Origin of the sequence: Shewanella marina JCM 15074, assembly GCF_000614975.1 — a bacterium.
Classification (GTDB): domain Bacteria; phylum Pseudomonadota; class Gammaproteobacteria; order Enterobacterales; family Shewanellaceae; genus Shewanella; species Shewanella marina.
Genome location: NZ_BALM01000005.1, coordinates 158297 through 173550 on the forward strand (window position 1 = coordinate 158297; position 15254 = coordinate 173550).

General features: G+C 39.1%; 6 protein-coding genes and 1 pseudogene. All 7 read right to left on the bottom strand.

Annotation, left to right across the window (positions count from 1 at the left end; translation table 11 throughout):
* Positions 1-298: 298 nt before the first annotated feature.
* Positions 299-2470, bottom strand: a complete 2172-nt coding sequence (locus tag JCM15074_RS23475; RefSeq protein ID WP_051536842.1) for a GEVED domain-containing protein — start codon at positions 2468-2470, stop codon at positions 299-301.
* Positions 2458-8721, bottom strand: a complete 6264-nt coding sequence (locus tag JCM15074_RS23480) for a GEVED domain-containing protein (RefSeq protein ID WP_051536843.1) — start codon at positions 8719-8721, stop codon at positions 2458-2460. The genes JCM15074_RS23475 and JCM15074_RS23480 overlap by 13 nt, the downstream gene beginning before the upstream one ends.
* 333 nt (positions 8722-9054) lie before the next feature.
* A pseudogene (gene nadA, locus JCM15074_RS21195) lies at positions 9055-10120 on the bottom strand (quinolinate synthase NadA).
* 126 nt (positions 10121-10246) lie between these two features.
* On the bottom strand, positions 10247-11800 hold the full coding sequence (locus JCM15074_RS06180; protein WP_025820433.1) for a dihydrolipoyllysine-residue acetyltransferase: 1554 nt from the start codon (positions 11798-11800) through the stop codon (positions 10247-10249).
* A gap of 9 nt (positions 11801-11809) precedes the next feature.
* Positions 11810-12787 carry an alpha-ketoacid dehydrogenase subunit beta gene (locus JCM15074_RS06185; protein WP_025820434.1) on the bottom strand — a complete coding sequence of 326 codons (978 nt, stop codon included), beginning with the start codon at positions 12785-12787 and terminating at the stop codon, positions 11810-11812.
* A 2-nt stretch (positions 12788-12789) separates the two neighbouring features.
* Positions 12790-13968 carry a thiamine pyrophosphate-dependent dehydrogenase E1 component subunit alpha gene (locus JCM15074_RS06190; protein ID WP_025820435.1) on the bottom strand — a complete coding sequence of 393 codons (1179 nt, stop codon included), beginning with the start codon at positions 13966-13968 and terminating at the stop codon, positions 12790-12792.
* A 141-nt stretch (positions 13969-14109) separates the two neighbouring features.
* The gene (astE, locus tag JCM15074_RS06195; RefSeq protein WP_025820436.1) at positions 14110-15144 is read right to left on the bottom strand and encodes a succinylglutamate desuccinylase; all 1035 of its coding nucleotides are present in this window, start codon (positions 15142-15144) and stop codon (positions 14110-14112) included.
* Positions 15145-15254: the final 110 nt, after the last annotated feature.

Consider the following 15254-nt stretch of genomic DNA (forward strand, 5'->3'; position numbering starts at 1 on the left):
TTCATACACATCAATCCATTGATAATCGACCTAAATACCATAACAAAATGTGATAAATTAAAGAAAACAGCGTTTAAGTAATATTTGCAAATTGCAACGATTGTTCCAATACGCAACCTATATTGCTACATTATATACCATTAAACGCTATATTTTTACAACATATGCTACTTTATATTGTCATATGGTTTGCTATTTGTTTCCAATTGACCAAACGTAAACACGATTACTGCTTTTCATATTCTAAAAAAATGCCGATATCAGTGAAGATATCGGCATTAAGATCAAAACCTAGAAATTAATCGACTTTAACTTGGTAACTAACTGTACCGGATTCACCTGCTGCTAATGTTGAATTAAGTTTCCAACGAATATCCCCTTGATAACCAGCAGAATTATTTGTGCTAGGAGATTCAACTGTACAACTATTATTTGTAGGTATGGCACTACCGCATGTAACAGCCGTATTTAACTTAGTGAACGGCGGAATAGTATCAAATAAAACAACATTACTGATATCGCCTGAGCCACTATTTGTAAATGAGATAACATATTCAAGTATATCACCAGGTTTAGCAAAATTAGTCGTTGTAACTCCCCCACCTTGGGTGATATTCCTGACTGTTTTGTTCAATGCCAACGTACCCGCACCATCATAGGTAGCCCTTGTACTATCAGTATTTGTAGGTGTTCTTGTAATACCGTGATTTGTATTTGCATCATCAGCAAAAGTCATATCAGCAACAATATCATAACTTAATGTTTGATTTATTTTGGCATCGGCAGGAACAACCACCTTAGCGGTTAAACAAACTTCACTGCGAGTGTTTATATCGACATTAATAGGCGTTAGTGGTGCATCCATGCCATCAATTTGACCATTACAATTGATATCTTCAAATAAATTAACTGTCCAATTGTTAGGTAACCCATTATTTAAATCGATGTTAAATACAACAACACCAGATGTAAGTGCCGTGAATTTATGCCTAAATAATACAAATGTACCTGGTTCTATTTCGGTAAAATTATCAGTATCAAATGTAGGTGAAGCCACTTTACCAAAATTAAGTCCCGTCAAATTATTACCAGCACTCGCCGTTACCGACATAGTCCCATCAGTAACACTAGCACTTGTCACCTGCGGTATAGACGTTACATTTGCTTCACTTATATCAATCCAAGTCGCCTGTTCAACCGTCGATAATATGATATTTTTATCTGAAAAATCGATATCAAGATTAAACTGATAAGCACCATTACCAGCAGTAGTGACTGATTTAATAATATCCCCAGTATTAAAGCCATTAACGGCAACATCATTTAACGTCAGCGTTAACATCACATCGCCAATGCCAATCTCATTACCATCTTGAATACCGTTATGAGCAAGGGTTGCATTACCAAGACCGTTATCATCAAAAACAATACCACTCAATAAGATATGATTGATGAGTTCAAATAAGTGATCTTCTACTTCACCATCTGCAGCAGACCCACTCGGAGTGTTACAACTACTTAATGCAGAACATAGTCTGATGCGCATAACCGTATCACCGCTAAATCCTTGAGCCGCGCTAGAGTTGAGATTAACACTAATATCATTATTACCATTAGAGACAGCTTGATCACTTACAATATGTTCATTGCTATCAGCAAAGTCGCCATCATTATTTAAATCAGCCCAAATATTAATAAAGCCACTTCCAGTCACTTCAATAGGTAAGTTCGTGCTGTTATCAACAATAATGGTTGTCGGCAGATTTAAAGTTTCATCATCACGACCATGACTATCATCACCTTTAGCATCAAGACTAAACCACGAATTAAATTCAGGATCCCAACTATCTCCTAAAGTTAAATCTGCCTTACCGTCTAATGCGACATCTAAATACGCATGACTTACAGTGCCGTATGTTGAAAGTGCATCACCATAATCAACCGCCTCGAAACAACCTGCAGCATCATTACCTTGTAAACTTGTCTCATTAGTAGCAACTAGATACTCAACCTCTGAAGTAGCAACATTAACGCGATAAACTACCGAGCGCCCTACAACATCAAGAGTTCCATTATGATCACTATCATGGTTACCGCCATTCGTAATGGTATATAGACTAATAGCATCATCAATAATCATACCACCGGCTTGTAACTTGCCATTTGCATCAGGGGTCGGCTTCGCACCTAAATAAATTAAATCTGATTGCGTTACTGTTCCAGTAGCAGTATCAATGGCATAAAGATTGTCGTTGATGTAATCGACAGTATAAGCTAAGCCATTTTGTGCGCTTATTGCAAAATCTGGACTGACTTGAATACTACTGCCGCCGCCAACCGATGCTCCCATTTCTGCTACATCAACGGGTACAACGGTGAACTCTTGTGTCGCTAAATCAATTCTTAACATAGAGTCCCAATTAGTCCGCCAAACAATATAGGTTGTGCCATCGTCTGTCACATCCCCCATGGTTGCGGACCTAAGACGCGGGTTGTTGAGTCATAACCGTTATGGCGTAACGCATCCCCCTTTTGGAAACTAAATGTTGCACCGTTATCCATCCGACGCATAGACTGAGTATTTTTAGAACGAATTAACCCTAAATCAATAAAACTAGTGCCCTCTTTGTCAGTGACAAACAGATGTTGCTGCTTATTAGTCGAATTAAGATCAGTGTATGTGCCGTAAACTAGGCCACTATTTCGGTCGAAACCTAAAGAGTTGATATTGGCAAAATCGGTTTCATCTTCAATATAGATGGGGTTAACAATATCTGTGAATGTTAACGGTTCAACGGTAACGTTCGCTTTATTATAACTATAACTTGTACCGCCAACAGGTAAGCGAGTTTGTAAAATCATATTACACTGGTTATTAGGTGATAGATCTGAAAGTAAGACACGATAATCTTCAACCTCACCATCCATTGCCACACCTAATGGCGTACTACAATCAGTGTTACTACACAAACGTACTCGAACATATATTTGACCCACAACCGCATTTGCTGGAATTGCTATATCGGTAAAGCTATTAGTGCCATTACTGGCATTCGTTTCACTGACAAAACGTTCTGATGCTTCCCATTCACCATTATTGTTCCAGTCAGCCCATGCGTAAATATGCATACCAGACGATGTCCGATTGGTATCTTCACTTACCTGTACAACCATATCGAAATTACTGGTCGTGGATAGTGCTGGCGGTAAAGTGACACCATCTTCATCATCAAGATTGAATTCATCATCCGCACTTGCCAGTCCATTTTGTAAATCGCCAGAATCTGCATCCCATGAACTACCAAGGCGTAAATCAATTAAACCATTATCATCACTATCTGCTTGCACATGCAGCGCACCATTATTTAATAATGTCGTTTGATAATCACCAGTCGCCGTATTTGCACTAGTATCAGGCGCATCACCAAAGTCACTACCAAGAACATTAGGGGCATCTGTGAAACAAGCTTTTTGTAGGTTATAAGCAGGTCCTGTACTACCTGTAAAACCAAAACGCACAACACTGGTTCCTAAGTCTGCCCTAATATCACGTGTTACCTCTCCTATCAAAATACCATCTAAATAATATTTGAATAAGTTGGTCGCAGGATCCCATTCAAATTGAGCGATATGGTAACGGCCATCTTCTAACTCACCATTTAAAGCAGCCACTGCGGGCATAATGGTGCCACCAGCTGGCGGATTAGTGACATTACCATTACGATAAATTCCAGTATGATCAATATAATTTTGACCATCAATCAAGTCGACGCTAACTCCTGAATATGAATTATCAAAGGTATCAAACTCAACCACAATTGAAGGATTAACCCCAAACACACCTAAGCCACCACCATTACCTTCCCCAGCGTTAATACCATCAGGATCAGCGCTTAACACAAAGGTCATACCATCAGCACCTGATTCACGACCAAAACCTGCGCAGTTCACGTTACAGTCTCTATCTCCTAAATAAACTGCTAACTCTGCATACATTGGTTTATTAAGATCAATAAAGTCATAACTCCACAAATATCCGGCTTGCTGAGGCTGATTAGGTGTCACAATATATTCATTGTTAGTTGAAACAAAAGCATCACCGCGAGTGTATGCACTTGGTGCTTCACATATACCAGGTGATATTGTGTTTGAAATTACCGGTGTAACAGTATCGGTGTCATCTTCACCATTATCAAAACCATTATTAGGAGTCGAATCAGTATCAGAAATATCTGTCGCTGAAATTTCAGCAGATATTGCACCTGCAGTTAATACTTGCGGCGCTAAACGAATAATGGCGTAGTCAGAGAATCCAAGTCCAACATTGCCTAAATCAAGGACGCCAGTAGCACTGTCGTAAGTATCGATTTCGGTAGTACCATCACCTGCATAAGCTTTAACAAAACTATAGCCAGTCGGGATAGGTAAATTCAATTGAGTATTAGCAGCGATAGTCGTGCCATTGTTAGTAACAGCAACCACAATATTGAATGGAATGCCTAAAGTCACGTTAACGGAAGGCTCCATGGTGAGTTCTAATTCTAGATCTCCTACTGGTCTCAACTCAATAACATGATCTTCAACTTCACCATCTTTAGCGACGGTAATTGGAGTGTCACAATTTGCAGTAGATGAACATACACGCAATCGAATCATCGATTCGGCAATTTGAATATCTGCTGGAACCGTAAAATTAAGATTTGTGTTACCAGTCGCACTTACTGCTGCAGAAGCTTTTTCATCGGTATCATCAAAGCTTCCATCTCCATCGAAATCAATCCAACCATAAAGGTTGTCATTACCACTACTATTTACTGGTACTACAACTGTAAATATATCTGATTCAGCAAGAATCGTGGTAATTGAAGGTTGTATAAAACCATCTTCATCATCAGGTGTTAGACCTGAAGTATCATCTCCAGTAGCAGTGCTATCAAATATTGATTCAGATTCATTATCCGGACCATTTGTACCGATATAAGGTGTACCTGCATCAGTTTTATGCCGAGGCCCTTGTTGATAAATGGAACTTAAATAACTATTGGGCGCATCACCAAAATCAATATTGACAGGTGCATAGCGGCAACGGGCTCCATCCGCTCCATTGGCAGAATCTGTTTGTACCGCTTGTGCCGCGACCAAATGAGGTGAGCTAGAGTTACTCAAATCAAACCGATATAAAAATGTCTCTGCGTCATCTGGGTTCTGAAAATGCGTGTACAAATAGCCTTTATCATCAAAATACAATGACTGAATAACTGAACTTGCATTACCATCAACATTCAAATTCGTTGTGCCAAAATCGACGACAGTTGTAGCGCCTGTAGACATATTAATATCAAGTCTTGCTAGATTAAATGGCGCACCACTTACAAGTGTCCAAATAGTACCATCAGGATGAATCGCTAAATCATGGAGGTATTCAGGAAGTAATGCTGATGTGTGTAACACTTGCATATAAGTCACAGAGGTCGGATCAACATCTACAATATAAACTCGACGGCGATTATCACGCCATAAGGTAAAAATCAGCTTATCATCATCAGTCACATCACCTGCAACAGCGCGAGATTGAAATAATGCGGGATCCGTTAGCCTAAAGCTAGCTACTGTATTACCTGCACTATCAACTGCAACAACTTCAAAATCATTCTCAAAATAGTTCACACCGAAAATTAGATTTTGCCTAACGCTATAACCCATCGCGGTATATAAAATACTAGGTACAGACAGGTTAGTCTGCTCACCTGTTGCTAGATCTAATTTATTAAACTGTCTTGATGGTGAATTTTTTGCCACATAGGCATTAGCATCACAAGTAGGAAATGTACCTGCATGAGAAATATCTGCGAAATTTTGGTTTACAACATCTGAAGTGATTTGACCAATGTCAATAACATTACTAGTTGTTGACATGTAACCATCTAAATCCTTGATTTGGTTACCGGTTACAGTGGCTGTTATTTTATCAAATGTACCGCTACTTGGAGGACCTGTAGAGCAATCAACAGGTGTCGCTATTCCCGCTGTCTCATAAATCGTATAACTTTTAGCAGGATCAGCACTAAATTCATAATAACCAGTGTCTAAACTATTGATAACACCATCACCATTAGCATCAGTAGAACCATCTGCACTATCAATTACCGTACATTGATTATCGGTACTGTTATAAATAGTCACGGCTACATCTGCTAAGCCAGGTTCCCCACCATCTTTAATACCATTACCTTTAATACCTGAGCTATCACCATTATCATGGAATACATAACCAGATACCTTTGACGCAATGGCGATTTGATGATCTTCGATTTCGCCTCGATTAGTTGAACCATATGCACGGTCATCTTTAGTATCCACAGTAGAAGTATCGACCAAATTACTATTCGTAATACGTAAACGTAAATATGAAATACCACCAACTAAGTCGAGCCCAGACCAACTTAAGCTAGCACTACCATTTGCCGTAGCAGAGGTGTCGTTACATTGTGCAGATGCAGACTCAGAAGTTTCAAATAAACCATTTCGGTTTGCGTCGATCCAACCGTATACCACGCCACCTAAATTGCCGTTAGTTGCACTATAATCGTTACAGACAACGTTTAAATTGAAATCTTCTGACAGTATGCTTATTGGTGCAGAAATAGCATCTTCATCATCAGGCGTTGTTCCTTTAACATCATCATCGCTTGCATTATTATTATTATCTGTACCGTCATGGAAACCATTACTATCAGGGTCTGCAGCATTAGTGCCTAAGTACATATCATTTACGATAGTATGCGAAGGTCCACTGTTAATCGCTAAAGTTTCATAATTGTCAGTACTAGAACCTGCAACAGTATCTGGAGCATCACCGTAATCACAACCATTATTATCACTCACGAGAATACTCGCACCACCAAAGATATATGATTGTGTTGAAGGGTCATTAAAATGTGTTGTGTGTGCTAACCAGATACCATTATTGGGATTTATTGCTAACCGTCCGTCTACTACTGGTGACTGTTGTAATTCATTGCCATTATCGTCGTAAATCGTTACTTGTAATTTTGTCGAGTTATCGGCTTCAATCGTCATTCTCATTTTATAACGATTATAAGTTGTGACAACTGTGCCATCATTATTAGCAAAAGCGGTCCAACCTGACTGACTATAATTTGCGGCAAGTGGATTAGTACCATTCCATTCAGCAGTTGCCCCAACCCAGCCAGCTACAGCATTAAACCTATCAGCGAGTAAAACACCATTCATGTTGATATGGTCAGTTAACCAAAATAAAGTGTCTCCATCGGCATCAAGCAAATTCTTTAATCTAAATTCTGCTTCAATATTTAAAGGATAATTAAAAACTTGATTCGGTCTTAAAATTTGAACATCAAAACGTTTAGTAATAACCAAACCACCACTTGTTGCCGCTGAAGAATACAGTTCATCGCCAACAATACTCATACCTGCATATGCATTATAACCAGGTAGGTCTGGAATTAACCGACCTGGATAGGCTTGATCTGCAACTGCACAAGTAACAATATCAGGCAACACACCTGCTGCGGTTACAGATATTTGATGATCTTCAACTTCACCAATTCCCGCATTTCCATATGATCTAGGATCTTCATTGGTTCCAGTGGCAGAATCGGTTAGTAAACTTGGTGAAATACGAATACGCGTAATAAATGTCTGATTGTCTGATAATGTGGGTAAGTCAAACCAAGATAAGTTAACTGAGGTTGCATTGTTATTAATTTGGATAGCATTACCTGTTGCTGTGCCACCACTCACAAATTCATCTCGGTCAAAACGGCCATTATTGTCCCAATCTACCCATGCATATACATAAGCATTAGTTCCTGTGGTATTTACAACAGGATGATCAAAAGAAAGCGAACTAGAGGTAGCAAAGAAATTTGCTATGGCAGGTGTATCTTCGTCATCAGTTCCCGAGGTATCGTCTGCAGTAGCAGATGTATTATCAGCAGTGCCAGCTTCAGCATCAGCTTGGGTAAAGCCTAAATATAAATTTGTACTAGGTTCATGGTTTGCCCCATTTTCAGAAGCTAATGTTCTATATGTGCCACCAGCATCACCATAGTCTTTTTCAACATCAACGGTAATGGTTCTACTGCCTGATGTAGTTCTAAAATAATATCTAAAATCGTTGTCTGTATAAAAATAACGACAATCCCTACTGTTCATACCATCTTCAGCATTTGCTGAACAAAATGTCATATGATCTGGAAGAGTAATGCTTGTTTCATTAGCATTGGCGCTGCGCCTTACTAAATCAAGCCTAACATTGGTATTTTTTGTCGTGTTACGGTCATAAAATGGACCGTAATAATTGGGATGGGTATCATTATCATTACAATGAAATTTACGCTGACCATCGAGATAGAGTTCTAGTACATAATCGGTACTGCCAATATTGACGTAACCGCCGCTAAAACTTAACCCTTGAGGACCACAACGCAATAGATGATGAATATTATCCTGAGTATCATCATTATGGGTTACATTGGTATTAGAGTTAACAATGGTCAATCGACCACCAACAGCAAGTTGATTTATTTGTGTAGGAGCGACATAGGTATAATTGGGTTCGACATGGAAATGTATTCGTGCAAGTGCATCTGATGTGATGAAAGATGTGAATAAGACAAAACTGGATGAAACGAATACTTTAATAAGTGTCGTCTTAATTGCACCAATAGTTAACATAAAAGGACCTCAGACTTTGCCCAACCTTAAATCCTTTTAAATTACTTATTGCGTTGGAAAAGTACTCTGTTATTAGTATTTTAGGAATTTCACGTAAGTCAGTTATTACCAATCAAAGAAATAACACCACTATGCAACATATTAAAGCAAATATTTAACAACTATTCAATATGCGCAACCCAATTTGCAATGCAAAATGCAAGCACGCAGCGGAAAACGTCTACCGTTAAAACAAGGCATAACCAACTGTTTTAATTTATAATAATATATTTTAGAGTAACTATAAAAAAAGCCCCATAAATGGGGCTTTATAAAAATCAAATTTATTAACGATTATGCATTTCCTTTGATTTGCATATTCAGACCTGCTGCAAAATTTAACATTCTATTAAGGGGCAATAATGCTTTTTCTCGCAACTCATCATCAACAAAAACTTCATGGTGCATAGGTTCATTATTTAATAAAGCTGATTCAATAGCATGTAGGCCATTCATTGCCATCCATGGACAATGTGCACAACTTCGACAAGTTGCGCCCTCTCCACCTGTAGGTGCCTCTATTAATATTTTATTCGGCGCAGCTTGTTGCATCTTATAAAAGATACCTTTATCAGTCGCCACAATGAACATCTCATTATCCATTGTTTGAGCCGCTTTTATTAATTGGCTCGTCGAACCCACTGCATCTGCCATTTCAACCACACTTGCTGGTGATTCAGGATGAACCAGCACAGCAGCTTGAGGATATTGCTGTTTTAGTTGTAGTAAAGCTTTTGCTTTAAATTCATCATGAACAATACATTCCCCCTGCCACATCAACATATCTGCACCAGTTTGTTTAGCGATATAGCTACCCAGATGGCGATCGTCCCCAGATAATTTTTTTACCTTCACTATCTAGATGCTCAACAATTTCTAGTGCGATACTCGAAGTCACAACCCAATCAGCTCTCGCTTTAACGGCTGCAGAGGTATTAGCATATACCACAACGGTATGATCAGGATGTTGATCACAAAAATCACTGAATGTTTCAATAGGACAACCCACATCTAATGAACAAGTTGCTTCCAGTGTTGGCATCAAAATTGTTTTTTCAGGGCTTAAAATCTTTGCTGTTTCACCCATAAACTTAACCCCAGCAACTATTAATGTTTGTGCTGGATGGTCACGCCCAAAACGAGCCATTTCGAGTGAGTCTGATACACAGCCACCTGTTTCTTCTGCAAGTGCTTGAATTTCAGGATCGGTGTAATAATGGGCCACAAGAACAGCATTTTTGTCTTTCAATAATTGCTTAATTCGCATTTTATATTGCAGCTTTTCCATCTCAGAGATTGCCACAGGCTTAGGCGGAAAAGGATAAGCAATATTTGTAATTCTTGGGGCTAACACGCTCATAGTACGTCCAATGAGTAAAAAACTGGGTTGATTATACGAAATAGTATAAAAATATTTAACTAATTTATATCAATCACAATAAAAAAGGCACAACAATTTGTGCCTTAAATAAATCTTATAAAGTGACTAACGTAAATTGAGTAACATCTCAGCAGGTGTTTCGAGATACTGCTTCCATACGTTACAGAATTTAGCCATTGTTGCACCATCAATTATTCGGTGATCGCCTGACCAACTGACTTGTAAAATTTGTCGAGCTTCTACATCCCCATTATGATTAAAACGAGGTAATTTTTGGATTCTTCCTAAAGCAACAATAGCCACCTCAGGTTTATTGATTATAGGGGTCGCGACGGTGCCACCAATCGCTCCAATATTAGAGATAGTTATTGTCCCCTGCTTTAATAGTTCAGGTGCGACTCTACCTGTTCGAGCACTATCAATGATACTGGTTAAATCAGTAGCGACCTCTAGTAGGCTTTTTTGATTAACATGCTTAATATTGGGTACAATTAATCCCATTTTTGAATCTACCGCAACGCCAATATTATGGTCATTTAAATAGGTGATCTCAGTACAGTCTTGATTAACTTGACTATTAAGGATAGGGAATTGATTGATGGCCAACGATAATGCTTTTATAAAAAAAGGCATCAATGTCAACTTACAACTTTCCGTCGAATACTTTTGTTTCAATGACTGACGTAATTGGCATAACTTAGTAATATCAATCTCCTCACTATAAGTAAAATGAGGAATTGTCGATACACTCGTAGTCATCATCTTCGCCATTGCAGCTTGTATCCCCTTAATAGGTTCAACTCTTGTCTGACTTTGACAAGGTACAACTACAGTGTTTTCAAATTCAGCTGGAATTGTATCAATCACATTAGCGACTACTTGCTTATTGCCATTATCAATATATAACTGCACGTCTTCTTTATATACCCGGCCATTTTTACCAGTACCATTCACTAAACTGATATCGATATCATGACTACGGGCTAGGCGTCTTACTGCTGGACTTGCAACCGCTTTACCTTGTCTCGTTAACGTTGCTTTTGCGTTATCAACCTCATTATTAACTTGATGCATTAAAGCATCGGCAGGTAATGGCTGCCCCTCTATTGGCACTTCAATAGAATAAAGTGGTTGATGTACTTGTGCTAACTGACCTTGACGGTAATACAACTGCTTAATTTTGCCAGTTTTTAGAGCAGGTATTTGAACCAATGCTTTATCAGTCATCACATCAGCAATCGGGTCATCTTCATTAACAAATTGTCCTTCAGAGACCAGCCATTCAACTAACTCACATTCAACAATCCCTTCACCAATATCCGGCAACATAAAATCTTCAGTTCCATACGCCTGTTGTTCATTGCGCGTGGTGAGGACTTCAGCTGCTGAATCATCATTAGATGACACAGCAGTGTCTATTTCTAGTGCCTCAACAGCAAATAACGGTTGATGAACTTTAGCAATTTCACCTTTTTGATAATAAAGTTTTTGAATAACACCCGCAAAAGGTGTGGGGATTTGTACCAATGCTTTATCTGTCATCACATCAGCAATTGGCTGATCCTCAGCAACTTGCTGTCCCTCTTCAACCAACCACTCAACCAGCTCACACTCAATAACACCTTCGCCAATATCTGGTAAAATAAACTCTTTAATCATTACCATCTCCTAAAAATTGACTGTCGCTTTAATTGCTTCAAACGTTTTGAGTGCATCAGGCATATACTCTTTTTCATGTGCAAGTGGATACGGCGTGTCTAATCCACATACTCGACTTATTGGAGATTCTAGATATAAGAAGCAGCGTTCTGCAATAACGGCCGCAATCTCACCTGCAAATCCACCGGTTAATGGTGCTTCATGATTGATCAGTAAACGTCCGGTCTTAATCACAGATTCTGCAACAGTGTCTTCATCCCATGGGGCAAGAGTACGTAAATCAATTATCTCACAAGATATGCCTTCTTTTTCGGCCATATCTGCAGCCTTTTCAACAATCTCCATTTGTGCACCCCACGCAACTAACGTGATATCAGCACCTTGTTTTACCACTTCAGCCTTGCCTAAAGGCAATTGATAATCACCCTCAGGTACTTCACCAACCGAGGCTCGATATAATCGTTTCGGTTCAAAAAAGATAACTGGGTTTGGGTCACGTATCGCCGCAAGTAATAATCCCTTAGCTTGTTCAGGATTTCTAGGTACAACCACCTTTATGCCTGGTGTTTGAGTAAAATAAGCTTCTGGTGATTGCGAGTGATAATGGCCACCAGCGATGCCGCCACCATAAGGAGTTCGGACAGTAAGGCCTGCAACATTAAATTCATTACCACTACGGTATCTAAACTTAGCTGTTTCGTTAACTAGTTGATCGATTGCGGGAAAAATATAATCTGCAAATTGGATTTCAGCGATGGGTGTCATGCCATTAGATGCTAAACCATTGGCAAAACCAATAATGCCTTGCTCAGTTAATGGCGTATTGAAGCATCGACTGGCGCCAAATTTGTCCTGTAAGCCGGCTGTCGCACGGAAAACACCACCAAATTGACCAACATCTTCACCAAAAATCACGCTATTTGCGTCGGTTTCCATTGCAATCGCTAATGCTTCATTGATTGCGTGTAGCATATTCATTTCAGCCATTGTTACGATCTCCCAGACGTTTTTGGATATGCTGATGGATACTTAGCGATATGTGATTTTAATTGCTCAAGTTGTCGCTTTAATGCCGGTGTCGGTGTATCAAATACATCTTCAATAATGGTATCAATATTAGGTATGGCGACTTTTTCAGCGACTTTAACGGCAGCAAGGATCTCTTCCCTGTACTGTTGCATAATATTGAGATCATGCGCTTCGTCATACCAGCCTTTATTAATGAGCCACAACTTGAAACGTAATACAGGATCATGTTGACGCCACTGCTGTTCTTCATCTTTAGAACGATAACCTGATGGATCATCTGATGATGAATGAGCACCTAAGCGATAAGTCATTGCTTCAATCAAAACGGGTTTTTGATGTTCAATGGCATAAGCTCTTGCCATCTGAGTCGCAGCTAGCACCGCTAGCATATCGTTACCGTCTACACGAATAGTATGCATGCCATAGCCTAAACCACGGCTAGCAATGCCATTACCCGCATATTGTTCATTAGTCGGTGTGGAAATGGCGTAGCCGTTATTTCGGCAGAAAAATATAACAGGCGAACCTAATACTGCTGCCATATTTAAACCAGCATGAAAATCACCTTCAGATGCCGCACCTTCACCAAAATAACAGATAGCAATATTACGTTGTTGTTTATGTTTAAAAGCAAAACCAACGCCTGTCGCTTGCGGAATTTGTGTCGCTAATGGTGACGAGATGGTTTGGTAATTTAACTCGCAACTACCGTAATGAATAGGCATTTGTCGACCTTTACCCAAGTCATTAGCGTTACTGAACAGCTGATCCATAAATTGCTTGGTCGTAAAACCACGATATCGCAACGCTGCATGTTCGCGATATTGCGCTAAGATAACATCTTGTGGATCTAAAGCCGCTGCACTACCAATAATGGCAGCCTCTTCACCGGTACACGTCATGTAGAAACTAATACGGCCTTGACGTTGCGCCGCAAGCATTCGTTCATCGAGTACACGTGTAAATGCACATGTATCCATGATTTTAAGTGCTAAGGCTTGATCGATATTAGGAAGAATTGCTGATTCGTAAGCAGTTCCATCTGCTTGCAACACCTTTAAAGTTGGGATCTTTAACGCATCTTTGTCGAGAAACTCAACCCGATGAATAGTGTCGCTTAAATGAGTGCCTGTGGTCATATCCTGCTCTTAATGTTAAGGGGGATATCCCCCTTTAATTTATTGAGTAGCTTTACATTACGTTAACGTAAACTGTGTCGCAATCAGTCAAGCAGTTCTCAATATGATTCGGCACAAATCTAACGTAACAAATCGTTTACATTAAATAATTTGGATGGAATTTGCTTTAATCAGACACACTAAACTACGTTGCCCTACAGGAACTTTCGCATTGGGAAACACCACATATTCTTGTGATGCTTCAATACAAATGGAAAGATCTCCATCGGTTGCAATTTCATGGCCTTTTTCAAAAGCGGTAAAATTCAAAATATCATTGCTAAAAGTAAATTTGAATGCATCAGTTTGCTTCACTATGGTACGGCAAACCTGAAAAAGATTTACTTTATCTTGTTCATACGCCTCAATTTGCAAAGGCATATCACAAATAAGTTCAGTTAAGCGTAAACGTGCTTCCTCAAACAACGACATATCATTTTCGCCAAGTGGGAATACTTTACCCAACTCAACCGTAAACGCATCTGCATGGTGTTTTGCTGAAGAGTAATAACTAAAAGTCGTGGTCGGTTCATGGTGGAATAAAATGGTATCGACACCACAGCCGTGCATAAACATTATCTCACGGCCTAAATAAGGTTTGTTTTGGCGGTAAGGATAAACGGCAAATAATGGATGCACCGCACCACGAATAGAGGTATGCAGATCGTAATGGATCCGCTGTGTTGGGTCTTGATTGCCTGCATAAAATTGATCAACATATTGTTCAAGTTTAGCAGCGCGAATACGTTCAGGATTAATTAAGCCCTCACCACGAGAATGCGCACCACTGAACATACGATTCATATTTTCATCAATAAAACGAATAAAATTTAAAATGGCGTGCGGATTGCCGATGATAAACATCAAACGATGTTTAACTTCAATTTGACCGCTTAGTATTGCTGTAATTAAGCCATTGCAAAGCTCAATTGGCGAGGTTTCATTACCATGAACACCGCAGGATAAAATAATATCTTTACCATGTGGATGCTCGGGTTCAAATGTTATAACACCAGTATCAAGTACCGATACCAATGTATTATCCGCTAATTTATAACTAAAAGTTTGCTCAATTCCGTTTGGGTTATCCAAGGTCAATTGTAGAAAGTCTTTTTGTTCCATCAACATTGTTTCCATCTGTTCTTCCTCTTACAACATATCCAGTATAATTTTAATATTTTTAGTTAGTTAGCTATAAAACAATACCATAAATATACCTAAAAATAATGCTAGCTCTTAAGTAACCA

Excerpts from the sequence above, each read along its gene's own strand:
- JCM15074_RS06185 (WP_025820434.1), bottom strand. The coding sequence starts at position 12,787 with ATGGCTGAAATGAATATGCTACACGCAATCAATGAAGCATTAGCGATT.
- JCM15074_RS06180 (WP_025820433.1), bottom strand. The coding sequence starts at position 11,800 with ATGATTAAAGAGTTTATTTTACCAGATATTGGCGAAGGTGTTATTGAG.
- JCM15074_RS06190 (WP_025820435.1), bottom strand. The coding sequence starts at position 13,968 with ATGACCACAGGCACTCATTTAAGCGACACTATTCATCGGGTTGAGTTT.
- astE (WP_025820436.1), bottom strand. The coding sequence starts at position 15,144 with ATGGAAACAATGTTGATGGAACAAAAAGACTTTCTACAATTGACCTTG.
- JCM15074_RS23475 (WP_051536842.1), bottom strand. The coding sequence starts at position 2,470 with ATGGGGGATGTGACAGACGATGGCACAACCTATATTGTTTGGCGGACT.
- JCM15074_RS23480 (WP_051536843.1), bottom strand. The coding sequence starts at position 8,721 with ATGTTAACTATTGGTGCAATTAAGACGACACTTATTAAAGTATTCGTT.